The organism is Sporomusa sp. KB1, from assembly GCF_007830295.1.
Classification (GTDB): Bacteria; Bacillota; Negativicutes; order Sporomusales; family Sporomusaceae; genus Sporomusa.
The window spans coordinates 1,003,946-1,029,626 of record NZ_VLKC01000002.1; the positions used below are offsets into that span (position 1 = coordinate 1,003,946).

Sequence of the window (25,681 nt, forward strand, 5' to 3'; positions counted from 1 at the left end):
TCCTATACCTTTCTGATTTGGACCCCGGCAGTATGAAGTGCAGCACCGCAAACCGGTGCCATTGCCGACGGCAACATCATGCCTGAATTAATGCCCTGGTTATAAGCCCGCTTTAAACCTGGTGACAACCGGCCAAACCCAAAATAGGTAAATACAGTGTCTGGCCGCACACCCTTGCTGATCAGCACAACCGCCTGTTGCTTACCAGACAGGGAAGTGACCTCAACGGTATCGCCTGCCTTCAAAATCATTTGTTTGGCAGTATCCGGATGAATCCAGAGCCGGCTTGCCGGCATTAATTCATGCAGCCAGGGAACATTATGCGTATGAGCATTAGTATGAATAGCCGCTTTGCCTTGAATAAAGTATAACTCATTATCTTCTTTTAATTTGCCTTGATGGTAAACTGGAACCCCTCTGCCAAATAGCTCCTGGGCCTCCGGGGAAAACAACTCAATTTTTTTGCTGGGAGTCTTTAAATTCAGCATCGGCCCGTCAATAATACCCTGCTCATTAACCTGGCTCATTGCTTCCGGATACTTGGTGACAAATTGAGCTACTGAATTTTTATCCCGCAAGAAGAGCGGTTTAATGCCAAAATTAACAACGCCTTTTTCCTTAGCCGTTTTAATTAAATCCTGGCGTCCACCCAGTTGGATAGCCCGCATGTCCCCCATGTCTTTCCAGGGAAAGTATTGTCCTAATCCTAACCGTTCTCCTAAATCCTTGAATATTTGCCAATGCGGTTTGGTATCATATACCGGTTCTACTACCTGCTGCCGAAGCGTATACGCCGGCGCACTACCGCCAGCATTATTAAAACCTTCATCCCGTTCCAGAAAACTGCTTTCTGGTAAAACCACATCGGCAAACCACGCGGTATCTGAAAGATTGACATCACAGACAACAAGCAAATCCAATTTCTTCAAGGCCTCGATAACCCGATTAGTATTGGACTGACTGATTACCGGATTATAGCGTAATACAAACCACCCCTTAATCGGATAAGGCTGTTCAGTAAGAATGGCTTCAGGAATAGCCTGTACAACGCCGTCGCTGGCAGGAACCATATAATTGGGCTGACCCTTTACCTGAGCCCCATCCACTCTGGGCTTTACGGGTTTCGGGTAAGAAGGAACCTTCGGTGTGCTCAGACCAGGAACTACACTTTTACCAACCAAACCATTAATTACTGCTGCCGATTTATCAAGGTATATTCCACCCGGCACTTCAAAGCTTCCTAATAATATGGTAGCAATGATTGAAGCCCGCCGAAGTTCGAATTCTTCCAGTGAAGTAGCTGTACGCCAGCCCCAGTCGATTATCGCTCTGGGTTTGGCCGCTGCCATCTCCCTGGCCATACGTTCAATATCTTGTTCCTCAATACCTGTTTCTTGAGCCGCCCAGGCCGGAGTAGCATTTACAACAGAGTCTCTTACTGCGGCAAACCCTTCCGTATATTTTTCAACAAATTCTTTATCATACAGGTTGTCCCTGATCAATACATGAATTATTGCAAGTACTAAGGCCAGATCTGTTCCTGGCTTGATGGCATACCACTCGTTGGCTTTTGCCGCAGTAACAGAAAACCGGGGATCTACCGAAACCAGTTTGCAGCCATTAGCCATGGCCTTTGTTACACCCCGTACCTGTGCCACATTTATGCCTTCAAAATAACTTCGTCCCAATGACAGTAAATACTTAGCATTACCGTAATCGAGCGACAGCGAATTTGTACCAAAAGTAGCTTCCTTAGCCACCGTTCGGGCTATTGGACAGGTTGATTCATGAGTAAAGGTATTGGGCGAACCATAGGCCTTTGCTAAGGTATCCATGTAGGCTTTATGCGGGCCGCCACGAGCAGCAAATGCCATGGACTCAGGTCCGTACTTATCTTTAATCTCCTGCATCTTTGCTACTATATAGGAATACGCCTCATCCCAAGACACCTCTTGCCATTTGCCTTCACCGCGCTCCCCAGTACGAATTAGCGGTTTTTTTACCCGCTCCGGATCGTACAACTGGGAAATTGCAGCGCCGCCCCGGGCACATATTGCCCCTCCCGTAGCTGCCCAGTCAGGATTGCCTGCAATATAAGTCACCTTGCCATTTTCAACTTTTGCCTGGATGGGGCAGCGCGAAGTACACATCTCACAAAAGCTGCGTACCAGTTCACTTGTTCCTGCCTTTGTTTCAGCTGAAACTTCAGAGACCAGCTTGGTCACTGAACCGGAAACGACAATCGCTGCGGCTGTTGCTCCTGATAACTTCAAAAAAGTTCGCCTCGTTAATTTTCTAACCATTTGCAACTTCCTCCTCTTCCTTACTCTTCACAACCCTGCTTATTGCTGTCTAACTTTTGGTTTAGTTGCGCCTGCATACCTAAACAGGCACCAATACCTGTGGTATCAGCAATTTGACTAGGAACTACCACTATCCCCCCTTGTTTTTTGAGACTTTCATACAAAACATTTAGTGACCTAAGTTGAAGTGCAATCGCATTGTCCCCATAAATTTTGGCTGCTTCAACAAAGCTGGCGGCAATTTCCTGCTCGACAGACCCAAGAATAATACGCGCCTTTCGCTCCCTGTCGGCTTGCGCTTCTCTGGACATAGCGTCTTGCAGCCCTTCAGGAATAATAACATCCCGAATTTCCACTGATTGAACTGTAACTCCCCAAGGCTCTGTTCGTTTATCAATCATTGCCTGCAATTCATAATCAATATTCTCCCTGCCAGCTAACATTTCCGAAAGCATAGTTCTGCCAATAACATCTCTAAGTGCAGTTTGGGCCGCCCATGAGACTGCCTCACGATAATTTTCCACTTCCAACGCCGCTTTTTCAGCATCCCAAACCATCCAAAACAGCACAGCATCTACATCGACTGGCACATTGTCCTTTGTTAACGTTTGTTCGGCATTAAAAGAAGTGGCGATAATCCGCTGATCAATCCAAAAAGATGTTGTATCAATAATTGGAATTGTAAAAAATATTCCCGGACCTGCCAGGCCATGAAACTTTCCCAGGCGTAACACAACTGCCTTTTCCCATTGTTGGGCAACCTTGACAGATTGTGATACAAAGAAGGCCAGGACAAAACCAATGATAATGATCGAATTATTGTCATTCATCAAACCATACACTACAGCAATCATTACAATCACTAGAAACATTGAAAATGGCAATGCACTCCGCAAAGGTTTCCGCTGCGCTTTAGTGGGTTTAATCATTTGCAACCGATTGGTATCATTTTTCATGTGATCCCTCCTCGTGTCTTTATTCCTTTTTAATTTTATGTTCTAAGTGGCACAACACTTCTTTGGCCTGATACCCTAAGGAATATGCGTCAGCTAACAGCCGTTCCAATAGTGCATCAAGCTGCCTTTCTTTCACCTCCGATTCAAAAGCTTCCGGCAAACCGCAGACAAATGTTCCTCTACCCTGCTGAGTTGAGATAATACCTTCCCTTTCCATTTCTGAATAGGCTCGCGCTACAGTATTACTATTAATACGAAGATCTACTGCCAACTGTCTCACCGTCGGTAACTGAGCTCCTGGTGGATATATGGCTTTGACAATAAGCGCTTTTATTTGTTCTTGTAATTGAATATATAAAGGCACGCCGCTCTTGGGATCTATTGCTGGCAACATTACTAACCCTCCTTTCGCAAAGATAACGTAGAAGAACAGCGTGGATATCACTACAAATAGTGATATCTGTTTTTGTTCTATAAAAAATCAAATAACCAAAACAATGTTTTATTGTATTAATTCATTAATACAATCATTAGCCATCGAAACAGAATCTCCTGCAATATACAATATTTATTTTTAAAAGCCGACAAAAATCCCGCCAAATCTATGCAGGAATTGGCGGGATTTTTATTCACTTTTAGGTTTGTTTTAAGATTGTCCTACCGGACATAGCTTCAAGCAGTTAAAACACATATACTGATTTCCTAAATAGGCTGATTGTTTCAACCGGGCATATTGCTCACTCATCAGCAGCTTTTTTTGTTCTTCCGGCGAACTGCCTAACCGCTGCAGCTGAAAACCAATATCAGCGACCAAACCATAGGGCTGAGAATGACCTAAGCATTTCATTACATCGGTTTTCCCTTCGTCATCCAACGCTCTTCCTGGGCAATTTTCCACACACAGATTACAATGAATACAAAAATCCTGTTCGCATTTTGGCGATGGTTGCAAGGGAAGATTCGTAATAATACTCGTATAGTGAACCCGTGTCCCAAACCGGGGATGAATAACAAGATTATGGCGACCAAACGTTCCTAAGCCAGCGGCAACGGCTGCATGACGCTGGGAAAAATCTGCTATCGCCGGCCTGTCACCATGAATTTCGAAGGGGTAGGATATTGGTATCGTAGCAACCTGCGCACCATATTTACGTTCCAAAAAGCGGGCAATCTGGTAACTCGAGAACCTTGAAAATGAACCCAAATCTAAATAACCATTCATGGCAGCACTCATACTAGGGCTTTCACAGCTTGACAAAACCTTAAATGCCAACACAATAAGTGATTTTGCAGCAGGCAGAAATTTCGTGATTTCGTAGGACTTGGGGCTGTGATAATCCTCGACACAGGCGAAACCAACGTCATCTACTCCTAACTCCAGAACATAATCTTTGATTTGTTTTTCCATTACCTTTCACTCCTCATTAATTTTATGTGTATATACACCAATGTTGCAAAAATTTATGGTACTAGCGCTTCTAGTTTTGAAACCAAATAGTTAAACTGCTCTACCTCTGTATCTCCCAGATATTCCTGCAACGCTGCCTGCGCTTCGTCCCATAATGTCGTCGCGGTACGTAATGCAGACTTTCCAGCCTCGGTCAGCATTATTTGCCGCGAACGAGGGTCCTCGCCAATATTGACTTTTATGAAGCCTGCTTCAATGAGCGGCTTCATATTGCGGTTCAGAGTAGTTCTGTCAATACGCATAAATTTAGCCAGTTCACTGATTGTAACCGGCTCCACCTGCTCAAGGTGCCGCAATAGCGAATACTGTGTAATTTTAATTCCGCTTGGTGCCAAAACCTTTTCATAAAATTCGGTGACTGCCCGTGAAGCTCGCCGTATATTAAGACATAGACAAGGACTGGGAATTTTAGGATAGCATCCAGCAATATGTTTCATTCTACCTACTAACACCTTTCAATCACAAGTTAAGTGTATACACACATATATTATTACTTATTATAGTATAACCTAATTCCTGTTGTGTCAATACTTCCATCCAGCGCTTTGGGGACCAGTCGATAATATATTGTACAATAAATTTATGATGCCCAGCAAAAAATTCCGGAGGTAATTTGGCATCAATTGTAAAATATTACTATATGTGCTTATTCGTGCGAAGGTTTCGACTATTTTAATCACCCAATATTTATGCCGCCCCCCTTCCTTTCGGGCGTAATGGTATTAACTTTTACCTGTCCAATTATCTGAATATAGTTTTTTTTCTTATTTTTGCTGCAAGTATTAATTACAGATAATCTTCCTGAGCTTAATCGGCGTGTGACTGAGAAAGGAGGCTTTATTCACTATCATTTTTTGAGAATTTAAATATACATAAAACGGAGGATACTTAATGAACATCAGAAAAAAGCTAACCTTATTACTCTTGCTAGCCAGTGCATTGCCACTACTTATTTTTATCGGTATTAATTTGAACAATTCTATCCAACTTGCCCAAGTAACAGCTATGTCGGAGAATTCCAAACGGGCGGAAATTGTTCAGGAGAAAGTAAATAGCTTTATTGATAAAAATATGTATGGTGTGAAAGTACTGGCGACAAATCCTACTATTCGTTCCTATGCTGCTCATGACCCTAAAGAGATTAAATCTATTCTTGTTGATGCTGCAAAAATATACACAGATTTTAATCCTATGGTCGTTACTAATTTTATCGGAACGCAAGTCGCAAGAATTGATGATGCACCACTGACAAATGTTGCCGACCGTAATTTTTTCAAATTGGCCATGCAGGGACAAGCAGAAGTAATCTCAGAAATTCTTGTCAGTAAAGACAATGGGCACCTTATCGCTGTACTGGCTGCGCCAATAAAAGATGCCGTGAGTGGTAATGTAGCAGGTGTTATCCAAGGAACGGTTGAACTTTCCGTGCTAAATGAATTTGTAAAGAGTCTATCTAGTGATAATGTTACTGTTTATATCCTGGATCGGGATGGAAAACTACTGGCCCATCCCACGAAAAATCTTCAGAAGCCGGAAGAACGTATTGATTTAACCAATTATAGCTTTGTAAAGAATGGTTTATCAGGACAAAGTGGCGCTGAAGAAGTTCTCATGGATGAGAAAAAAATGCTGGTAAGCTACGTTAAAGATGAAAAAACAGGTTGGCTGATCTGTACAGAAGTTCCTGACAGTGTTGTGAGTGCTCAAAGCCTAACAGCGGCTTTGAAGCTTTCTCTTATTGGTCTCATTTTGATCGTACTAACTGGGGCTGCAGCTTTTGTACTTGCTACTATCGCAACAAAGCCAATTCTCTCCCTCGTATCTGCTGCCAATCGTATTGCCGAAGGTGATTTAACAATTAAAAAGCTGGCAGTAACATCAACAGATGAACTAGGATTATTAGCGGAAGCTTTCAATACTATGGTTGTTAACCTAACTCAGCTTATCCGTAAGATACAGGGAAATGCTGAACTGGTTGCGGCTTCCTCGGAACAACTCAATGCAAGTTCCGAACAATCCGCGCAAGCAGCTAATCAAGTAGCTGCCTCCATAACTGAAGTAGCGCAAGGCGCAGATAAACAGCGGGTTGTTGTGGATTCAGCTTCTACGATAGTGACGCAAATGTCTGAGAATATTAGTCTTGTAGCAGCTAATGCTAATGCAGTTTCAGAGCAGTCAGCACTAACTGCGGGAACTGCCCAGGATGGTGGCAAGGCAATACAAAATGCTGTCAAACATATGTCTGAGCTTGAAACAACTGTAAACTCGTCCGCCAAGGTAGTAACTGAACTGGGAGAACGGTCTAAGGAAATCGGCCAGATTGTAAATACGATTTCCGGTATAGCCGGTCAAACCAATCTACTCGCGCTGAACGCAGCTATTGAAGCTGCACGGGCTGGTGAACAAGGACGTGGTTTCGCTGTAGTTGCTGAAGAAGTCCGGAAGCTGGCTGAACAGTCCCAAGTTGCAGCAAAACAGATTGCAGATCTGATTCGAGCCATTCAAAATGAGACCGACAAAGCAGTGCAGGCTATGGAGGACGGCACCAGCAAGGCTAAAATTGGTACAAGCGTGGTAAATGAAGCCGGTACCGCGTTCCAAAAGATAGTTGACATGATTGCCGAGCTTTCACATCAAGTCAGTGAAATATCAGTTGCTATTCAAAATACTGAGAACGGCAGCCAGCAAATTGTGTCGGCAGTCAGAGATATCGCAGCTTTGACAAACGCAGTAACCGGTGAAACACAAACAGTATCTGCAGCTACTGAGGAACAATCAGCAGCCATGCAGGAAATTGCTTCTTCCAGCCAAAGCCTTAGCAAAATGGCTTCCGAGCTGCAAGCAGCCATTGATAAATTTCGTACCTAAGCAAATTAAATGTAAGCGCAAACAAAAAACAAAAAAAAGCCACAACTCCCAATTTGAGTTGTGGCTTGTTTGGGTTTTTGGGGATGAATCTTATGGTTACACAAGACCCAGCCAGTGGCAACCTACCTGCTGGCTAATTCTTTGATGCTGGCCACCAAAGCGCCAAGCAGACGGTGAAACCCTTGCGGGTTTTGTGCGGGCACCCGGTATTGCTTGTTAATTTCCACCTGTACAGCGGGAATTTTCAGTTCACGGGCCACATAATTGGTTATGGTATTAAGACCTGTGGCAGCAAAATGTTCCTTGGAAATTCTGTCTAACCCGAACCCCCGAAAATTATGCTCCAGCGTTTCTACCAGCTTAGGGTTAGCTAAGAGAGTTTTTCCATGATTTGTGCCAAAATCTACATCGAATTCCTGCTCACGTGCTGCCCCGTGGATGTCTAGTACGAACTTCACCTTTTCCCGGCTACAAATCTCGGCAATTCTATCTTTGTAGATGCAGGGGTTATCGATGTTAGGATCGCCACCATAAAGCTTAGTTGTTGCAATCGCATGACAACCTGTCAATTTGCTTAAGAGGTATACAATAGAGCCTGTGAACTGATCTGACATCTTGATTTTTTTTTGCCGATAATGCCGAACAGCATGCGGCGCCGACACCAAAACAGGTAGTTTCCCCAGGGAAATCCAGAATGGTTCTTCCTGCTTGGGGTTAACGCTTTTATCTGTCTTATAGAAATGCACTCTTTCTATACTCACTGCTTCTTCATTACTACGTGCCCGGTTAAACTCTTGCAGAATATCTTCTTGTTGTCCCAAATAATTAACCCCCGTTTCTTTGTTGATAAGTGAAGCAATTTATGCAGCTCGTTATCGCTGCCCTCTCCCTAATCAATTATCTCTAATCCATCAAACTGCATGTTGTAGTACTTAGCATATAGACCATTCTGGGCCAGCAGCGTTTGGTGGTTGCCGCACTCTTGTATCTGCCCGTCGTTGATTACGATGATTTCGTCCGCATGACGAATGGTACTCAGGCGATGAGCGATAATAATTGTTGTCCTCTGCCTGGCCAGTTCTTCCAAGGCAGCTTGAATATGTCGTTCGCTCTCGTTATCAAGAGCTGAAGTCGCTTCGTCTAAAATCAAAATCGGCGGATTTTTTAAGAACACACGAGCAATCGCAATACGCTGCTTTTGACCGCCGGACAGACGAATTCCCCGCTCACCAACATAGGTATCATAGCCATCTTCCAGACTAGCAATAAAATCGTGAATATTAGCTTTCTGCGCAGCTGCAATAACCTCTTCTTCGGTCGCGTCCGGCCGCCCGTAAGCAATATTATCCCGTATGCTGCCGGCAAATAAATACACATCCTGCTGCACAATGCCAATGGCATTGCGCAAAGAGGTAAGCGTCAGGTCACGCACATCCTGCCCATCAATCAAAATCGAGCCTGCTGTCACATCATAGAAACGCGGCAGCAAGGAACAGATTGTTGTTTTACCACCACCGGACGGGCCCACAAGCGCAATGGTTTTTCCGGCTTCAACCGTAAAATCGACCTGATTAAGCACATCATTGTTCCCCTCATAAGCAAAGGATACGTGGCAGTACTTGATGCACCCTTTCACGTTGGTAAGGGGAATGGCCGCTTCCTTGTCCACAATTTCCGGCTGTGTTTGCAACACCTCAGCGAACCGTTTAAACCCGGCATAGCCTTTTTGAAATTGCTCGGTAAAGTTGAGCAACACATCCAGTGGATTGATGAAAATAGCGATATAAAGTGCATAAACCGCCAGGTCAGTGGCCGCTAACTGACCTTTGCCGATAAAATAGCCGCCACTTACCAGCACTACTACATACAGCAAACCTTCCAATAACCCGTTACCGGCATAGAAGCTGCCCATGATTTTGTACACGCTTTCTTTCGATTCGAGAAATTCAAGATTGCCGCGGCGAAATTTTTTCTGTTCGATCTCTTCATTGGCAAATGACTTGATCACGCGAATACCGGCAAGGCTATCCTGCACGAGGGCATTGACAGTGGCAATCCGTTTGCGGTTTTCCAAAAAGAGTATTTTCATGCGCTTATTCTTATAGTAGCTGAAAATAGTCATACTCACCGCGATACTAAATAAGATCAGCGTCATCGGTATATTAAGCATCAGCAGCAAAATGAAAGAACCAATCAGTTTAAGACAAGAGATAAAAATATTTTCCGGGCCGTGATGAGCTAATTCAGAGATATCAAATAGATCAGACACCAGTTTAGACATCATCTCGCCGGTATTGTTCTTATCATAATAGGAAAAAGAAAGACGCTGCAGGTGATCAAACAGATCTTGCCGCATATCGCTTTCCATCCTCGCACCCATCACATGCCCCCAAGTTGTAATGTAATATTGACAGGCATAACGGACGCCGTACAAGAGCATCATCCCCGCACCGACATAGCCGATAATAGTAATAAACTCCATTGTTTGCGCGATTAATAAATTTTTTGTCAGGTAATTGAGCACCTGCGGAAAAACCAGATCAATGGCCGAGACAATAATAGCACAAACCATATCAATATAAAAAAGTCGCCGATATGGCTTATAATAGTGCAAAAACCCAGTAAGAACAGACATCAGCAACACCTCTCCCTATGGAAAAATAAATCCATTATCTAACCTCATTTGTTCCCAAACTTCGGTAATGACCTTACTATGTTTTTGCCTCAGCCATTGACCAATATCTTTACCTTTTAATTCGGCAGGAACAACATCCTGCACCAGAGACAGGATTGCCTTAAACGGGCTCAAAGCCGGAATGTGTAATTTTATTGCCTGTGAAATAATATCAAATTCCTCTACAGTCAGCGAACCACGCCGCAGAGTATCCATTGCGGCTACAATTTTTTCCGGGCTCGGGACCGCCAGCAATGTCATGATTTTACCGGCAGTTACAGACGCAGTAAGCCAGTCACCAGGCAACGTCATGCGGCTGTTCCAGCGGAATAGACTTTGGTGGTCCATCGCAAAGCTCAGACTGACAAACCTTAGCTTTGGACTTGATGTAGCTTTGGCCACTGAATCCAGGCAATCCATTGCGATAACAAATTGGTCTGGGGGTAAGGCCGCTATTTCTTCAAACACACACAGCAGTAAATTGCACTGAAGCAAAACCTTAAAAAACCGTGCTGGGGCCGGGGCATCTTTCAAGACCTTTGTCAATTCGGCAAGCACCCGTTCGGCCGGTTCGCCGCCAAGCTCATCAGCAGCGACACTTGCAAGCGCCAGTGTATTTTCATCAATGGCGAAATCTAAACGCGCCGCTTGTCCTGCAAGCCGCAAGGCACGTATGGGATCATCAACAAAATGCTGACTAGTGGCACGAAGTATCTTGTTCTTGATATCCTGGATTCCATGGAAAGGATCAATCACTTCGCCAGTCAAACTATCTACGGCAATGGAATTCACGGTTGTATCACGCCGAAACAGATCTTCTTCAATGGTTATCTTAGGATTTGATGCAATCTTGAAGCCTTTATAGCCGCTGCCGACCTTTCGCTCCGTTCTGGCAAAGGCAACTTCACACGCTCTGCCATCGATAACCAGCCGAAAAACCGGAAAAGACTTGCCACATTCATCGGCTTCAGGGAAGACCTTTTTGAAGTTCTTCTTAACCATGCCAACTACGCAGAAATCAATATCTTTCGGTGCAATTCCTCTTACCATATCACGAACACAGCCGCCGACTCTATAAAGGCGTCCCCCATTCGCCAGAATGGTTTCCGCAAAAATTCGCTCTGTTACGACATTGCTACTCACCAGGATCGTCCCCCCTGATTATATTTTTTCATTTAATACCCAATACATACAAACCCCAGGCTCCAGTGCTGGAGCCTGGGGTTGTATGTATTGTCATTTCGTTACCAGGTGCAAGTTATCCTTGTACTACTCCTTCGTCAATTGATAAAGTTTACAAGCAGCGGCCTTAGGATCTGCTGCAGCAACAATGGCTGATACCACTGCCACCCCATCTACACCAGTATTCATGACATCACGGATATTACTCCCATTAATTCCGCCAATAGCGACAATAGGAATCTTTACCTTAGCTTTTATAGCTTCCAATTCTGCCAAACTGACACTATCGGCATCATCTTTGGTATTTGTAGGGAATACAGCTCCGATGCCAAGATAGTCAGCACCTTGGTCTTGCGCCAGCAAAGCTTCTGCCAGCGTTGCCGCAGATACACCAATAATCTTATCAGGCCCTAACAGTTTCCTTGCCACTACCACAGGTAGATCTTCCTGCCCAATATGAAGCCCAGCCGCATCTACCGCCAATGCAATATCTACCCGATCATTCACAATCAGCGGCACACCATATTTTTCCGTAGCACCTTTTATCACTAAAGCCACTTGATAAAATTCTGCTGAGGACAGATTCTTTTCTCTTACCTGCACCACCGTAACGCCACCCTGAATCGCTTGTTCCACAGTTTTTGCAAGATCTTTCTCTCCAAGCAAACCTCTATCTGTTACTAAGTATAATGAATAGTTACAATTCCTTTTATCCATTCGTAATTCTGCCACCTTTCTTTATGACTTCTGGCGTCAGCGACCATACTGCATCAAACAAGCGAACCCGAAAGCTTCCAATACCTTCCCCCACCTGTAACGATTGGTGCGCCAACTCACCAGCTAATCCCATGGTCATCACGCCGGCAACTGCTCCGGTAAACCAATCGTCTATTGCGCCACAGTAACAAGCAATCAAAGAAGTAGCCATACAACCTGTACCTGTTACCTGCGACAAGATAGCATGTCCATTATCAATACGACACACCCGTTCCCCGTGGGCAATAATATCCTGCTTACCAGTGATAGCAATTACGCAGCCAAGTTTCTGCGATAGCTGCCGCGCCACCTTTTCTCCGTCAACCTCGTCGGCAACAGAGTCAACACCCTTGATATCTGCAGCAACGCCGGCAATCATTTTCAGCTCCGACATATTGCCACGAATCACCGAAGGATAAACCTCCTGAATAATTCTCTTAGCCGTAGCTGTACGAAGAGCTGTAGCGCCCACCCCCACTGGGTCAAAAATAATGGGGATTTTTTTCTCCCTGGCTTTTTTGCCGACAGCTACCATGGATTCAATACTCCGGGAATTCAACGTTCCAATATTTAATACCAAAGCAGCCGCAAACGACACCATTTCTTCTACTTCCTCAATATCATCAGCCATAACCGGCGAAGCACCAATTGCCAAGGTTATATTGGCACAATCATTTACCGTAACATAGTTAGTAATATGATGCACTAATGGTTTCTTAGTCTTCAAGGCTAAGAGGCTATCTGATATTTTTTGCAGTATTTCCATTGTTTCGTAACCCCCCATGTTACTTTATATAGTAACGCCGTTATTATCATTACTGCTATGGTAACGCCTAGCACAAAGTCCAGCTTAATAAAAACCAAGTGGAACCAAAAGTCCGTCTGTTACAATCTCAGCAATGGATACAGCAGCACCAAACCACAAAAACAAGTAATGATTAAACCCCAATGTATGATTTTTATTCGACATTCAACATTCCACCCCTTTTTTTAAATAAAAAGCACACCCATAAGGATGCGTTTAAAATACAAAAAACTCTATACCATCCCTACGCTGGCATTACCCAGATCAGGTTAAAGGGTCATAGAACTCTTTTTCCTCTACCAATATCCCTTTAAGGACAGATTCCCCTGACAACCCCGCTTATCGCCAAATAGCTTGCTGAATTGTCCTTCTACATATAAATTGTCACTTAAACCGGCCTTCAGCCCCAAATTGATTTGATATAGATTGCTTCCAAGTCTGTTTTGGCTTTGCTCACCCGAAATATCGGCTACATTATCGCCCTTAAACTCATGGATATAATTTACCCCCAACAAGGTAGTCATTACTGTTCCGCTACTTTGCATTACCGCCTTGCGCAGTTGCAGGCCCAGCCGCCCTTGTAAGGAATCCGCTTTTTTTAGCGACACATTTGCCCCCACATTATCGGTAAAGTCTCCCTGATGAATACCAATATACGATAATTGCACTTGTGGTTCCAGTACCAAACCATGCTTCTGTTGAAAAGTCACACCATGCTCCAGCGAAGTAACAAATAGCCGTCCCGAATACTGCTGTTTAAGACCATACCCATAATAACCTGGCACATTGTTGGTAAAATCCAGGTTGCCATATAGTAAGGCTGCATTAAAATAACCGGAACGGCTGGCCTCCATTGGCATCCTGATTACAGAATAGAGGCCACCATAATTTCCTGTTATCTCATTCTTCACATTACTTGCCGTATTCCTTTGATTTGTTTCTCCATGTCCAGCAATGAAACCAACATACACTTTATTCTTTTCTCCAACAGCAGCCCCTTTAACTAGTTTTCCCCATCCTAACTGCAGACCTTTCGTCTGAGCATGATAGTTGGTTCCAGAACCATTCGTGTAGCTCGCATCATTGCCAAAAGGACTTACCCAAATATCATTATTTTCTTTCCCTGCTGCGACTTGAGAATTACGAAGCTCATACATATGTAGGTCTAAATCGTCAATAATCCCCCGGCTTAGGTTTTGCCCATTGGTAATTGCCGCACTATAACTTGATAGATAATTAGGCGCATATAAAGCATATACCAGCCAGGACATTGTATTTTCAGGTTGACCACTACGTTTCCAATACTGATAAGCTCCCCCACTACGATATTCACTTCCAGCAGCCATCGGCGATGCGGTACCGGCAATAAGCTCCGTTCCCTTTGGTACGGAAATCACATAAATATCCTGTAAATCAGAACCCCAGCCAGCCAATATCGCCTGTACATTGCGTGAATCTGCCACAGAATAGTATTTATCCGACCACCATGCACCTAAATAACCTTGGGTAATCTCATCTGATTTCAGATGATTGCCCCTGCGGACTAGTTTCATATCTTGCTCAGTTTCCACAATCCGAACCGCCGTATCAGTAATACCTGGCGTACTTGTAAACGAATAAAAATTACTATAGTAATTTTTGCTAGCAAAATTAGTAAACCCCGCAGCTAGTAAAATTTGTCTTTTTTGTTCCAATAAAGCATCAGTAACACCAGGAACAATATTCACCGCACTCTGGCCACTCACCGTTTGCGTCGGGCTGGTTCCTTGGGCCTGAATCTGGGCATCAATCGCAGCAAGCGCGCTATTCCAGTCCTTAACCTGCTGGGACTCGGCAGCAACTGGTGTGACGCTAAATAGCAATATTGCTACACTGATAACGGTGGTCGCGAATTGTTTCTGCCAATTTATGAAACTACTTTTATACGCTTGCATTAACATAGTCAGCTCCTTGCACTAGAATCTACCCCTGCTGTTTTTCCCCAAACAGGAAACCATCTGTAGTGTTACTCCCATCTAGCTCTAAATAATTTTGCCGTATACTATGAAAGCAATCGAACTTCTAGTGTAAAGAATTTTTGACTTGTCTTCTCTGAATATTTTCCGCTATTTCCTCGTAACATGATGTCGTAAATCTGTACTTTGCTTTTTTGTGTGTCAATGGACCTGTCCCCCACGACATTTCAACAAATGTTGAAAATAAGAGTTGAATAGCTTGTAACGCTTGTCGGTATAGTAATAGTAGCAAGATAAACTACTTGACTGTTTGGAGGTATAATTTTTGAGTATAACAGAAGAAATAGTACACATTCCGGCAGATACGGCTTTACTTGAAGGAGAACTTAGAGTACCCGCTAACGCGCAGGGAATTGTACTTTTCGCCCACGGCAGCGGCAGCAGCCGTCACAGTCCTCGCAACAATTATGTTGCACGTATATTAAATAATAATGAACTAGCAACTTTGCTTATGGACTTATTAACACCTGAAGAAGATAGAAATTATGACACAAGGTTTGACATTGAGCTACTTACGCAACGGCTAATCATAGCTACCGATTGGATACGAAATAAAATACAAACTCAGCGTCTGCCGATAGGCTATTTTGGGGCAAGCACCGGTGCTGCAGCGGCCTTGCAGGCCTCAGCTATGCAAACTTCTGTCGGAGCGGTGGTATCCCGTGGCGGTCGACCTGACTTAGCAGGGGACGGCTTAAACCGAGTAATCGCTCCTGTTTTGCTTCTTGTTGGCAGTCATGATTTTGGCGTAATCGAACTGAATGAAAAAGCCTTTAACCAATTACAATCAACTAAGAAGCTCATCCTCGTACCAGGCGCTACTCATTTATTTGAAGAAGCTGGAACCCTGGAGCAAGTGGCCAACCATGCCGCTGATTGGTTTAAAATATATCTGGCTTCAGCAAAGTGTTAGACAATTTTTGTCCACACGCTGCGAGTAGGTTTTTAAAGCAAATACTTATTCGGGCAAAGCTAACTATGCATTATTACTTCCTTTAAATGCACAAAAATCCTGCCAAATTCATACAAAATTTGGCAGGATTTTCACCAGGTTCTTCCTTCCAGATAAGGCTTTAGTCAGATAATCATTTCTTGCCTTATGGTAGTTGCTAATTCTAACCCCTTCAAGACTTCTACTATTGTTAGTGCAAAGTGCGGAGAAGTACCCGGTCCACGTGAAGTAATTATATTACCATCAATTATTGTGCTGTCTGGCACGCTTGTATCTGCACCTTGTAAATGCTGCTCAAGCCCTGGATAACAAGTAGCTGATTTCCCTTTGAGAAGCCCTAATTTACCTAAAATAGCCGGAGCTGCACATATTGCTGCAACCCATTTTCCCTGTTCCGCAGCTCTTACTAGCTGTTCATTTAAACCAACATGTTTGTCCATAGTCTGCGTTCCTTGCAATCCCCCCGGAAGTATTATCATGTCAACATCCGAATAATCAACACTCTCATATAACACATCCGCTATAACCGTAATATTATGTGCACCGGTTACTTCCCTTTTCCCCATAATAGAAACCATTTGAATAGTAATATCTGCTCTGCGTAAAATATCAACGACACTAATTGCTTCTATCTCCTCAAATCCATCCGCTAAATGCAATACTGCTTTCATTTCCATACATCCTTTCATTATTCGCTATTCGCTGAAACATTAATTATATTCCCGCCTCTAAGGCAACATTACATCTATCTAAAGCTGCTATGTAGTATTAGTAAATTTTCCTTTTTTATGTTTGAAGACATTTACTATGCTCCATGGGCTTTCACAAAAAGTCCAATGGCTAGTCCAAAGCCAAGGATAATAATGCAAATTCGCAATAACTTTTCATTTACCCGCTTCAATGCGTAAGCTCCAACCTGGCCGCCTGCAATAGAGGCAACTGAGGCCACCATAACTTGCGTCCACGCAACATCCCGGGAAAAAAGAAAAATCAAAACAGCGGAAGCGTTCATTACTCCAGCCAATACATTCTTGGTTGCTCCTGCCTTGCGCACATTCAAACCTGCAATTGTCAAGGCAGCCAACATTAAAATGCCAATGCCCCCGCCAAAATATCCACCGTAGATGGAAATAGCAAATTGCATGGCTAAGGAACTACCAGGCCCTAAGGGCTTTGAATTTTCGTTTGTTTTCCGGAAAAAGCTTCCCCATAAGAAAACAAATGTAGCAAATAAAACCAACCATGGTACCAAAAATTCGAAAATCGAAACAGGCGTCAGCAGCAAAAGAAAAGCACCAAAAACACCGCCAATCAAACTAACGCCAAACAAAACCTTAAATGATAGTTGGGGTAAACCTGAAACATTCTTTCGGCCGGCTAACCCTGTTGTAACCTGACCCGGAAAAAGTGCGACAGTCGATGTAATATTGGCCGCCCGCGCATCCAATCCCGTAAACATCAGTGCTGGAAAAGTAAGGAATGATCCTCCGCCAGCTAACGCATTTTGAACACCTGCACAAAAAGCTGCAATAAAAAGAACAACAAATGTTATCATAAATTAAGTACCACCTTCATTACCCATCTTTCAACGAACAAGCTTTTTGATATCGTATTTATTCGAGAATTATAGCAATGTTGGCATTCCCCCCCATAATTAGGTTGGGCCAATAAAATCCATCGGCCACTTGTCTTTACAACTACTTCTATAATACGATCTTCCTGCCTCTAATCCTGCTCTTAAATGCCTTTGCTCTCTCTATTTTATTAATGCCAATTCATTCAATTCGCTTAAGGTCGTCCTCTGACCAAGAACAATCATACTATCACCGGCACTTATAACTTATGTTCCCGATGGATGGAAGTGATAATGTTAAACGATCTAAATACATACTATCTCACCCCCCCTTACTTTAGCGTACTGCCTATCGTCTTAGTTTACCAATACATTCACTATACGTCAAAAAATCCTTCCAGTAATATTTTGGAAGGATTTACCTTTAATGTCATAAGCGACCTGCTGGGGAGAATCTCATAAAAAATCAACCAAATTGCAATAATAACTAAAACTATCTACAGGAGAAACTATGACAAGCTTTGACCTTTATACAGCCTATCAGCGCATCATATACATTATCTTACATTATTGTTCCTTCTGGACAATACTAACTTGTATACTATCAGCCAGTATTTCATGGCGCCTTTTCACAATATTACACACGCAAAATTCAAGTACAAATGATACCTTCCTTGCCTGGTGGACAACAGCAGCCTGGGGTAGCGCAGCCATACTGTTTTTCCTTGTTGGTCTTCTGTTTACCTAACTAATCATGCTCGCCAACTCCACGAATGCTTACATTGACTGAGATGATCAACGGGATTGTTGGGTAAATATCTTCCCATTGATCCTTAATTTTTTTCCATTCAAAAGGGTGATACCCTTTAAATCTAGCCTTCACGTTGGGAATATCAACACCTAGCTGCTGTTGAAACTTCCAAGTATCCCGAACGTTTTGGGCAACTTCTTGGGCAACTTCCTGTTCTACGCTGTGCAAAAATGCCAGATCATGCATATCATGCTTGGTTTTACAATTACTTTCCCCAAGATTGCCCTGCATCGTAACATCTAGAGTGAAATAGATAGTATCCCCTTCGATATGCGGGGTAAGCTTTGTATCGTGCTGAAACAACTCATAGACAATCTCCTGCTCCGGATCATCAGAGCACTTGACAGGGATAACTGCCGACTTTTCTGTGCCATACATAAACTTAAACCCCCTGGTAATATACTCATCAGCATATCCCATTAGGGTGTCATGTTTAAATAAGGCTAACCCACCTAATTTGGGCAGATTATCAATATAGTCCAGCCGTGGTATTGTGTAGTCAGCATCATTATCCATGGCTTGGGTAATATAACCTATATCGGCTTTGGACCCAGCTACATGAACGTTTTTCCTATGGTTTCTAATCAGACCGTTCAGATACGTTCCTCCAGGCTCTCCTGTTGGCGGATTATACTGGGCGATTGCTTTGGCTTCCCCGGGGGTAATGAATATTTTTGTGCGTGAACGCATTTCCGGATCGCGGCGAAAAAAATCAAGAATTGGTCGTAACCCGTTCTTCTTTACAGCAGCCTCGCTGATGACAATGGCAGAAAGATGCTCAAAGTATATGCTCTTACTGCTCTGGCCGAGCATGTCCCGTACCATTTCAAACATGGGCTTGCCTGTGTCTGAGATAACAAAAGTTTTTTCGCCTTGTGTTCCGCCTCCTTTGCTTTCGCTTTTGACAAGTTTCAGGATCTGAAGACTAAGCATGTATTCTTTTGTACCTTGTTTCTGCACAAAGGTCTGCGTTTGGGCTATGTGTTTTTCGGACTCTGATTTTTTTACTATATCGGCATCATCAATCGCGGCGATCAAAACAAAATTACGATCTTGCATTTCTTTGGCATCCCAACACCCTGTTGTAAGCAGGCAAGCGCAAATGCCAATTCCTACTGCGACACTTCGCCAGGCTATAGTAGCAACATTTTCTTGCTTTATTTTATTGAGCATTGTGGATTACTGCCTTTCTTCCGCCAGACTAAAAATAATAGTATCGGAATGATAACAAAAGAAAAGAACAAGGCAATATACATACTAAAATTCCGGAATGTCTCCTGCCGCGCTGGAGTATCAACAAAGCTGCTAACCCAAAAAATCAGAGGCAAGAAGACCGGAATAAATGTCCGGTGATCTTTGTATTTTAAATATTTCCGGCAACCTTCTGCTACAACGAAATAATTTAGAACCATCGAGATATACGTTACTGGCATAAAGTACATAATCATATAGTTTTCCAACCTCTCTATAAAGGTTCCCGGCAGTTCTATACTCTTCATTGCATAAATTACCGGATCTTGGACATTTGCAATGGTTTTAGCCGTGATACTGCCGACTAGTGCAATGGCACCCACGACATATATCAGGATAATCACCAGAAATCCCCACCCGACAGTTCGAGCAAAACTTACTTTCCCGCGGCTTGCCAATGGCAAGAGCACCAGCAATGACTCATACCCTGCATAATAGTCGGTGTGATAGGGAATCCCCTGCAATATCCCGATAAAGTTATCTGACCAAAACGGCAACAGATTTAACGGTTCAAAATTGAACCAAATAAGACTATAAAAAATATAAAGCATCGGCACTGCCAAAATCAAAATCTGAATTACCCGTAGAATAGTTCCCCACTCCTGCATGGCACAATAAACTACAGCCAGCAATAGAACAAGCACTAAAAATTCCGGTGGAGTCTGGTCAAACAGAAATACAGAACTCAATGTAGTAAGCGCTGTTGCGCAATTGATGATATCAAGCAGTAGTACTGCAATAAAAACAAGAAAAATGACAGCTCCAAACCTTTTACCAACCAAACGGGGAGTATATTCACCAATTGTTTCTTCTGGAAACTGCTCTCCAAGACAAATCATTAAATAAGCTGCTGCATAAAAAAACAATCCTGCCAGTGCCGTACTCAGCCATAAGAATTGTTCCGAATAATGTACAATAATAGTTGTTGCGGAGAGAAGGCGGGCGGTAAGCAAACTAGAAGTAGTAACCATTCCCAACTGCCAAGGTGACATTTTCCCTTTTGCCTCAAAATTCGCCATCAATCCTCAACACCTTGTCTAGTCCTATCTTGAGGTCCAAGTCTTTTGGGACGGGACGTTAAAAATTTGGCAGGCAAGCGTACCAACCCATCCTTCCAATCTGCTATAAGGGTGATGTCAAAAAGATCTCCCAGATAAGATTCGCCGTAAGAACGTAACGAACAGAGAAAAACAATTAGCAAAATAAAAGAAATAACAACTCCGTACAGCCCTAACATCGACGCTGCGATAAGGACAGGAACTCGGAAAAAGCGCAAAGCCATGCCAAAGGTATAGGATGGCATGCTGAAGGAGGCTAGACCTGTAAGAGCAATTACGACAACCAATAATGCATTGACTAATGCTGCTTCTACAACTGTCGTACCGATGACCAATGCCCCTACAACACCTGCGGCCGCAGCCAGCTTTTGCGGCAACCGGATAATGGCCTCCTGGAAGATTTCCAATAGTCCTTCCATCAGGAGCACCTCCAATAATGCTGGAAACGGGGTTCTAGCCCTGAGCTCAGCAATGGCAAAAGCCAGCCCGGGTGGCAGCATACCTGGGTGGTAAGACACTATACTTACATAAAGCGCCGGCAAAAAAATAGCAATCAAAGCTGAAAGGTAACGGGTAAATCGCATTATGCTCGCCACAGCAGGTCGCTGGGTATAATCATCGACAGTCTGCAAAAAATCCTGCAGTGATACCGGAAGTATCATAACGGCCGGGGAATTATCAACAATAATGCTTATTCTGCCTTCATATAGACCGGCAACAGTTTTGTCAGGCCTTTCGGTAGATAAAACCTGGGGAAAGGGATTCCAAACCCGGTTGCTCAAAAATTCTTCGATATTGGCTGCAAGAATCACCCTATCAATGTAAATCGACAATAGTTGATTTCGAACCGCATCTACCAATTCAGGCTTTACAATGTCATCGACATATAACAAGGCAACTGAAGTTTGTGTTCTGGAGCCAATTTCAAATATTTCAACTTTTAAATCCGGATCCTTTGTCCGACGCCTTACCAAAGCGATGTTGTCGCTAAGTGTTTCATTAAAGGCATCATGAGGCCCTTTTGAGACATCTTCGTTTTCAGCCTTACTGATTTGTCTTTTTTCATATTTGGCAGCATCAATGGACACTGCATCTGAAATACCATCAATTAATAAAAGTGGATTACCCTTAAGAATATTAGTAATTACTTCTGTAGGTTTCGTAACAACTGTAACATTCGCGGCAGTAATTAAGAGATTAGTAATTTCGGCTACGTCACCAAATGATTGGTTGCGTCCTAATCTGCCTGTTAAACATTCAATTACTGTCTTTTCTAGTTTATTTGTATCTGTTAGTCCGCCTAAATACACTAACAAGGCCTTCGCCTTGCCTGCTCGAAACGGGCGATACTTAACATCGTCACAGCGCGATAAGGCACTGCGCACTAACTGCTCATTAATTTCAATATTGTTCGTGAAAATGAATGGTTGTCCAGCCGGAGCTGCAACTTTACGCAGGTCTTTTGCTGCAACGCTGATTGCGGACTCAATATCTTTACTTAGCTGAACGTGTTTTTGTAACTCCCCCAGCCTTTGACGAGCTTCGCTAATTGAAGTATTAGGCTGTACAGCAGATAGCTTATTAAACCTAAATCGCAGTGATTTCTCCATACCTAATCCCCCTTAGTGATACCGTGAATAGTTTCTCCTAAAGTGGAAAAAACATGTAATAGCGATAATTACATGTTTTTGGTAAGACAATCTTTATTCAACAATTTTAAATACACTTTTTAATGCGTTCTGATCAGCAAATGCTGCTTGGTATTCTTCCAATGTATACACGCCACCAAGCAAGCCTTCCGTAGAGACCAGTTTCTTATCCAGCAATCTGAGAGTTGCATCCATGGGACCGCAACGGGATCCCACTAACGTGATTTCATTTACTACCCATAAAGTCGGATTTAATAATGCCTGGTCGTGATAAGTACTTTTCAGCACCACTTTTCCCATTGGTTTTACTATATTTTGCGCATAGCTTAGGCCAGACTGATTTCCTGTAGCATCTACTACTACATCAAAATAACTCGCATAATCAACCTGGGAAATTAACTGGACCCGCGCCTTGTTTTTTAACAAAAACAAGGACTTTTCATTTCTGCCTAAGATAGTTAAATCACAGCCGGTAAGGCTGAGTACCTGCCCGATCAGCTGTCCAAGCTTGCCACTTCCCACAATGGCTACCTTATGAGTTGGCCTGATATGGCATTGGTTGGTAATTTCCAGCGCAGCAGCCAGCGGTTCAGCAAACACCGCTTCTAAATCAGCAACACCATCAGGAACCAGATGCAGATTTGCCAGCGGTAAAGTAATATATTGAGCAAAGGCTCCATCCTTGTTAGTAATACCTAGTACTCTACGGTTTTTACAGTGGTTATTGTAGCCTTGACGACAGTGCTTGCATTCTCCGCAACCCAGGTTAATTTCGCCAACTACGCGTTTACCAATATAAGTTGGATCCTCTGCTTCTTCCACTACTCCCACAAACTCGTGTCCTAAAATTCCTTGAAAACCTTTATAACCCTTAATGATTTCTTTATCTGTATTACAGATAGCTCCATAATGGATTTTAATTAGAGCTTCCCCTTTTTCTCTCCTAGGCTGAGGATAATCCTCAATAAAGGTTAGTACCTCATCAAAATACAAACACTTCATTTTCGCATCTCCTTTTAGTGCATTGTCATACACCTTGCTGCTCTCAATTAACATTTTTAGTAGCTAACCTTTGGGAAACTCATATAATTCTATCTTTACTTCGAACATCCGGTTCCAGGGAAAGGCAAGTTTGAAATTATTCAATGGATACTCTGGAAAATTAGCGGCGGCGAAAGCCCGCAGCCGCCGCTCGGTCTCGAGTGTCAACTGGGGAGTTAGCTTATCAAGATAAGACCAGTTGCCGCCAAGTGGGAAGAGCACTTCTGTCCCTACCGCGCCCCGGACATTGGCCTGATAAGCCCAGTCATCCAAAAATCTCACTGCAAGAAGCCTGTTCTTGTCCACTGGTGCCATCTCCCTGGCCAACATTCCCTGGCCAATTGCATAGCCGATAGTATTGCTCGCCGTGTTCCAACCCGAGTAGGACTCCAGCTTAAACAGCAGTCCGCGTTTGCGCAACTCGGACATGAAGGCGTTATCCGCGCCGTTGGCAAAAGCAATATCTGCCACAGCCAGTCGGTGCCCGAATGCCGCCTCACGCGCGGCATCCGCCGCCAAAGCGACAGGTGCCGCCCTAAACCGGCCATGGTTAAAGGTGCTATCTGCCTCATGGGTAACACCATCCTCAGGCGTATTTATCGCCAGCGTCAGGTCGGCCAGCTTTGAATTCAGCGGTATGCCGCCAGCAGCAAAGATATGGGCGTTGATGGTCTGTCCGACCGCGACGTCCTCATAGGAAGGCACCGTGTCCCGGCCGGCACCGGGAGCAAACAATACCCGCACTATTGGCGTGCGAACTGTAGCATTATTGATTGCCCGCGTTACCATTAGCATTCCAATCTCATCAGCTCCAGGGAAAGAGGCGTATCTGCTCATCGGAAGTTCAGTCGTCTCTGCAGCCAGATGGCGAGACTCCATATGTGACTGGGAATAAGGCGAACAATCATCTCTCCCCATCAACAAATAAGCGAAGGTATCATTTTTAGCGTAATCAATTAAACGCCGGTTAGCATTGAAGTTTTTTCCCCTCCGGGCATACCAGTCGGTCAATATTGCTTGCGGCACCTTGTCCAGCAAGCCACGTAGCTCGCTTTTGTCACGAGGCTTCAAACCACGAGTCTCAGCCTGATCACGCAAGGCGGTAATCCGAAAAATACTTGGCCCATATACTTGGTAGTAGGGCGGTTCTTCTCCGCCTTCGCCAGATTTAGGCGTGCGCATAATGGTAGAGAAAATATATATACTCATTGCCGGATTAAGAGCTTTTAACTTGGCGAAATTAGTTAGCCTGTCCTCAATAACATTCATGGCAATGTTATGTGTGCGCGAGCCGACTAGGTTACCATACAAGAGAGAATCGGCTGATACCACCACCCTGTCGGCAATGAGGGCATGATCAAATAGCCACCTCCACAGGCCATCCGGATCGCCCGGCTCATTGCGGCTACCTAGCAGGACTGCTGGCGGTACCACAATATCAACGCCGGCTGCCTTAACCGTGTCGACAACATAATCCAGATTAACCGGACGATCATCCATTGGTATATAAACTATAGTCTGAGCGCTGACAGGAGTGGCAGCCAACCAAAATACAGCTACCACCGCCAGCAGAAGAAATTTGTATTTGCTCATAGCATCCTCCCTCTAGCATAACAGCCATAACTCAACTACGTGAGTTATAACTGTTTTCTATTTGGAAGAGATTAAGTCCTGCTATATATTTACATAAATAATTTTCATCTCCCACCGCTACGTTCTCCGGATCACTGGGAACGACGAATTTCATGGTCAAATCAACTAGTAAGAAGTAAGAAAATAGTAAATAACTATTAAGAAATTGTTAGAAAATGGCGATGCTTATTTTAGAAATATTTATCATCTTATAAGGGAGATGGCAATAAACATGAGTATGTCTGGTATCTCATCATTAACTAATCAAACCATGTGCGGGCGAACGGAAAGTCATTCGAATAAGGATGGACATAGTAATTCGGCAGGGTGGAAATATGTCACCATAACAGAAGGAGACACAGTATATACCTATATAGTCATCGGAGAAAATATGAAGATTCTGATTGGCAAAGCTCCTGCCGCCAATGATAAGGATGAAGATAAAGATAAAACGACTGCGGATGATAAGACAAATGCGTTAGGGCAAAATGCTAGTAATAAAATGAATGCTGATCAGGCTACTTTTTTAACAGACACCCGAATGCTTGCCTTAACCGGGAATTATCAAAAAAAATTACGGGAAATAATGAAAAACCTGGAAGATCACATTGGATGCGCCAAGGTTGATGAAGTTGAGACTCAGTCACACGGACAGGTCCTTGGACACAACTGACTTCGCACCATTTC

General features: G+C 43.5%; 21 protein-coding genes and 1 riboswitch. Of the genes, 3 read left to right on the forward strand and 18 right to left on the reverse strand.

All coding sequences use genetic code 11. From position 1 onward, the window contains the following. Positions 1 to 2 precede the first annotated feature (2 nt). From phsA to SALPA_RS08465, 5 genes are all read right to left on the reverse strand, one after another. Complete coding sequence (phsA, locus tag SALPA_RS08445; protein WP_145092280.1) at positions 3 to 2,303, reverse strand: thiosulfate reductase PhsA; 2,301 nt, start codon at positions 2,301 to 2,303, stop codon at positions 3 to 5. A 20-nt stretch (positions 2,304 to 2,323) separates the two neighbouring features. Then, on the reverse strand, positions 2,324 to 3,259 hold the full coding sequence (locus tag SALPA_RS08450) for an SPFH domain-containing protein (protein WP_222427914.1): 936 nt from the start codon (positions 3,257 to 3,259) through the stop codon (positions 2,324 to 2,326). A 19-nt stretch (positions 3,260 to 3,278) separates the two neighbouring features. Then, the gene (locus tag SALPA_RS08455; protein WP_145092283.1) at positions 3,279 to 3,653 is read right to left on the reverse strand and encodes a GntR family transcriptional regulator; all 375 of its coding nucleotides are present in this window, start codon (positions 3,651 to 3,653) and stop codon (positions 3,279 to 3,281) included. A gap of 252 nt (positions 3,654 to 3,905) precedes the next feature. Next, the gene (locus tag SALPA_RS08460) at positions 3,906 to 4,667 is read right to left on the reverse strand and encodes a 4Fe-4S binding protein (RefSeq protein WP_145092287.1); all 762 of its coding nucleotides are present in this window, start codon (positions 4,665 to 4,667) and stop codon (positions 3,906 to 3,908) included. 53 nt (positions 4,668 to 4,720) lie between these two features. After that, positions 4,721 to 5,164, reverse strand: coding sequence for a MarR family winged helix-turn-helix transcriptional regulator (locus tag SALPA_RS08465; RefSeq protein ID WP_145092289.1), 444 nt, complete (start codon positions 5,162 to 5,164; stop codon positions 4,721 to 4,723). A gap of 454 nt (positions 5,165 to 5,618) precedes the next feature. Between SALPA_RS08465 and SALPA_RS31425 the strand changes: the two genes are divergently transcribed. After that, positions 5,619 to 7,595, forward strand: coding sequence for a methyl-accepting chemotaxis protein (locus SALPA_RS31425; protein ID WP_145092293.1), 1,977 nt, complete (start codon positions 5,619 to 5,621; stop codon positions 7,593 to 7,595). 122 nt (positions 7,596 to 7,717) lie between these two features. On the opposite strand, the gene SALPA_RS08475 is transcribed toward SALPA_RS31425, so the two are convergent. The 6 genes from SALPA_RS08475 to SALPA_RS08500 all read right to left on the reverse strand — a co-directional run bounded on the left by SALPA_RS08475 (position 7,718) and on the right by SALPA_RS08500 (position 14,952). Continuing rightward, positions 7,718 to 8,416 (reverse strand): N-formylglutamate amidohydrolase, encoded by a 699-nt coding sequence (locus tag SALPA_RS08475; RefSeq protein WP_145092295.1) that lies wholly within the window; start codon positions 8,414 to 8,416, stop codon positions 7,718 to 7,720. A gap of 68 nt (positions 8,417 to 8,484) precedes the next feature. Beyond that, on the reverse strand, positions 8,485 to 10,230 hold the full coding sequence (locus SALPA_RS08480) for an ABC transporter ATP-binding protein (RefSeq protein WP_145092298.1): 1,746 nt from the start codon (positions 10,228 to 10,230) through the stop codon (positions 8,485 to 8,487). A 15-nt stretch (positions 10,231 to 10,245) separates the two neighbouring features. After that, complete coding sequence (locus SALPA_RS08485; RefSeq protein ID WP_145092301.1) at positions 10,246 to 11,412, reverse strand: CCA tRNA nucleotidyltransferase; 1,167 nt, start codon at positions 11,410 to 11,412, stop codon at positions 10,246 to 10,248. A gap of 126 nt (positions 11,413 to 11,538) precedes the next feature. After that, positions 11,539 to 12,168, reverse strand: coding sequence for a thiamine phosphate synthase (gene thiE / locus SALPA_RS08490; protein WP_145092304.1), 630 nt, complete (start codon positions 12,166 to 12,168; stop codon positions 11,539 to 11,541). Next, positions 12,161 to 12,973 carry a hydroxyethylthiazole kinase gene (gene thiM, locus SALPA_RS08495; RefSeq protein WP_145092307.1) on the reverse strand — a complete coding sequence of 271 codons (813 nt, stop codon included), beginning with the start codon at positions 12,971 to 12,973 and terminating at the stop codon, positions 12,161 to 12,163. Before thiM ends, thiE begins: the two co-directional genes overlap by 8 nt. Before the next feature lie 262 nt (positions 12,974 to 13,235). After that, positions 13,236 to 13,350: riboswitch (TPP riboswitch) on the reverse strand. After that, positions 13,309 to 14,952, reverse strand: coding sequence for an autotransporter outer membrane beta-barrel domain-containing protein (locus SALPA_RS08500; protein ID WP_186450981.1), 1,644 nt, complete (start codon positions 14,950 to 14,952; stop codon positions 13,309 to 13,311). Its footprint overlaps the riboswitch before it by 42 nt. Positions 14,953 to 15,292: 340 nt before the next feature. Between SALPA_RS08500 and SALPA_RS08510 the strand changes: the two genes are divergently transcribed. Next, on the forward strand, positions 15,293 to 15,940 hold the full coding sequence (locus SALPA_RS08510; protein WP_145092309.1) for a dienelactone hydrolase family protein: 648 nt from the start codon (positions 15,293 to 15,295) through the stop codon (positions 15,938 to 15,940). Positions 15,941 to 16,104: 164 nt separating this feature from the next. Here the strand turns inward: SALPA_RS08510 and SALPA_RS08515 are convergent, their stop codons facing one another. The 7 genes from SALPA_RS08515 to SALPA_RS08545 form a co-directional block, all read right to left on the reverse strand. Further along, positions 16,105 to 16,650: a DJ-1 family glyoxalase III gene (locus SALPA_RS08515; RefSeq protein WP_145092312.1), complete on the reverse strand. Its 546-nt coding sequence runs from the start codon at positions 16,648 to 16,650 to the stop codon at positions 16,105 to 16,107. Between the two features lie 134 nt (positions 16,651 to 16,784). Next, the gene (locus tag SALPA_RS08520) at positions 16,785 to 17,534 is read right to left on the reverse strand and encodes a sulfite exporter TauE/SafE family protein (protein ID WP_145092315.1); all 750 of its coding nucleotides are present in this window, start codon (positions 17,532 to 17,534) and stop codon (positions 16,785 to 16,787) included. Positions 17,535 to 18,300: 766 nt separating this feature from the next. After that, positions 18,301 to 19,536 carry a Ger(x)C family spore germination protein gene (locus SALPA_RS08525; RefSeq protein ID WP_145092318.1) on the reverse strand — a complete coding sequence of 412 codons (1,236 nt, stop codon included), beginning with the start codon at positions 19,534 to 19,536 and terminating at the stop codon, positions 18,301 to 18,303. Further along, positions 19,521 to 20,633, reverse strand: coding sequence for a GerAB/ArcD/ProY family transporter (locus SALPA_RS08530; RefSeq protein WP_145092320.1), 1,113 nt, complete (start codon positions 20,631 to 20,633; stop codon positions 19,521 to 19,523). The genes SALPA_RS08525 and SALPA_RS08530 overlap by 16 nt, the downstream gene beginning before the upstream one ends. Then, positions 20,633 to 22,282 carry a spore germination protein gene (locus SALPA_RS08535; RefSeq protein ID WP_145092323.1) on the reverse strand — a complete coding sequence of 550 codons (1,650 nt, stop codon included), beginning with the start codon at positions 22,280 to 22,282 and terminating at the stop codon, positions 20,633 to 20,635. Before SALPA_RS08535 ends, SALPA_RS08530 begins: the two co-directional genes overlap by 1 nt. A gap of 93 nt (positions 22,283 to 22,375) precedes the next feature. Beyond that, positions 22,376 to 23,323: an alcohol dehydrogenase catalytic domain-containing protein gene (locus tag SALPA_RS08540; RefSeq protein WP_145092326.1), complete on the reverse strand. Its 948-nt coding sequence runs from the start codon at positions 23,321 to 23,323 to the stop codon at positions 22,376 to 22,378. Positions 23,324 to 23,386: 63 nt separating this feature from the next. After that, a complete protein-coding gene (locus tag SALPA_RS08545; RefSeq protein ID WP_145092329.1) occupies positions 23,387 to 24,955 on the reverse strand; it encodes a DUF4127 family protein in 1,569 nt (522 codons plus the stop codon). A 205-nt stretch (positions 24,956 to 25,160) separates the two neighbouring features. On the opposite strand from SALPA_RS08545, the gene SALPA_RS08550 reads away from it, so the two are divergent. Further along, a complete protein-coding gene (locus tag SALPA_RS08550) occupies positions 25,161 to 25,667 on the forward strand; it encodes a hypothetical protein (RefSeq protein WP_222427915.1) in 507 nt (168 codons plus the stop codon). The last annotated feature ends 14 nt before the right edge of the window (positions 25,668 to 25,681 follow it).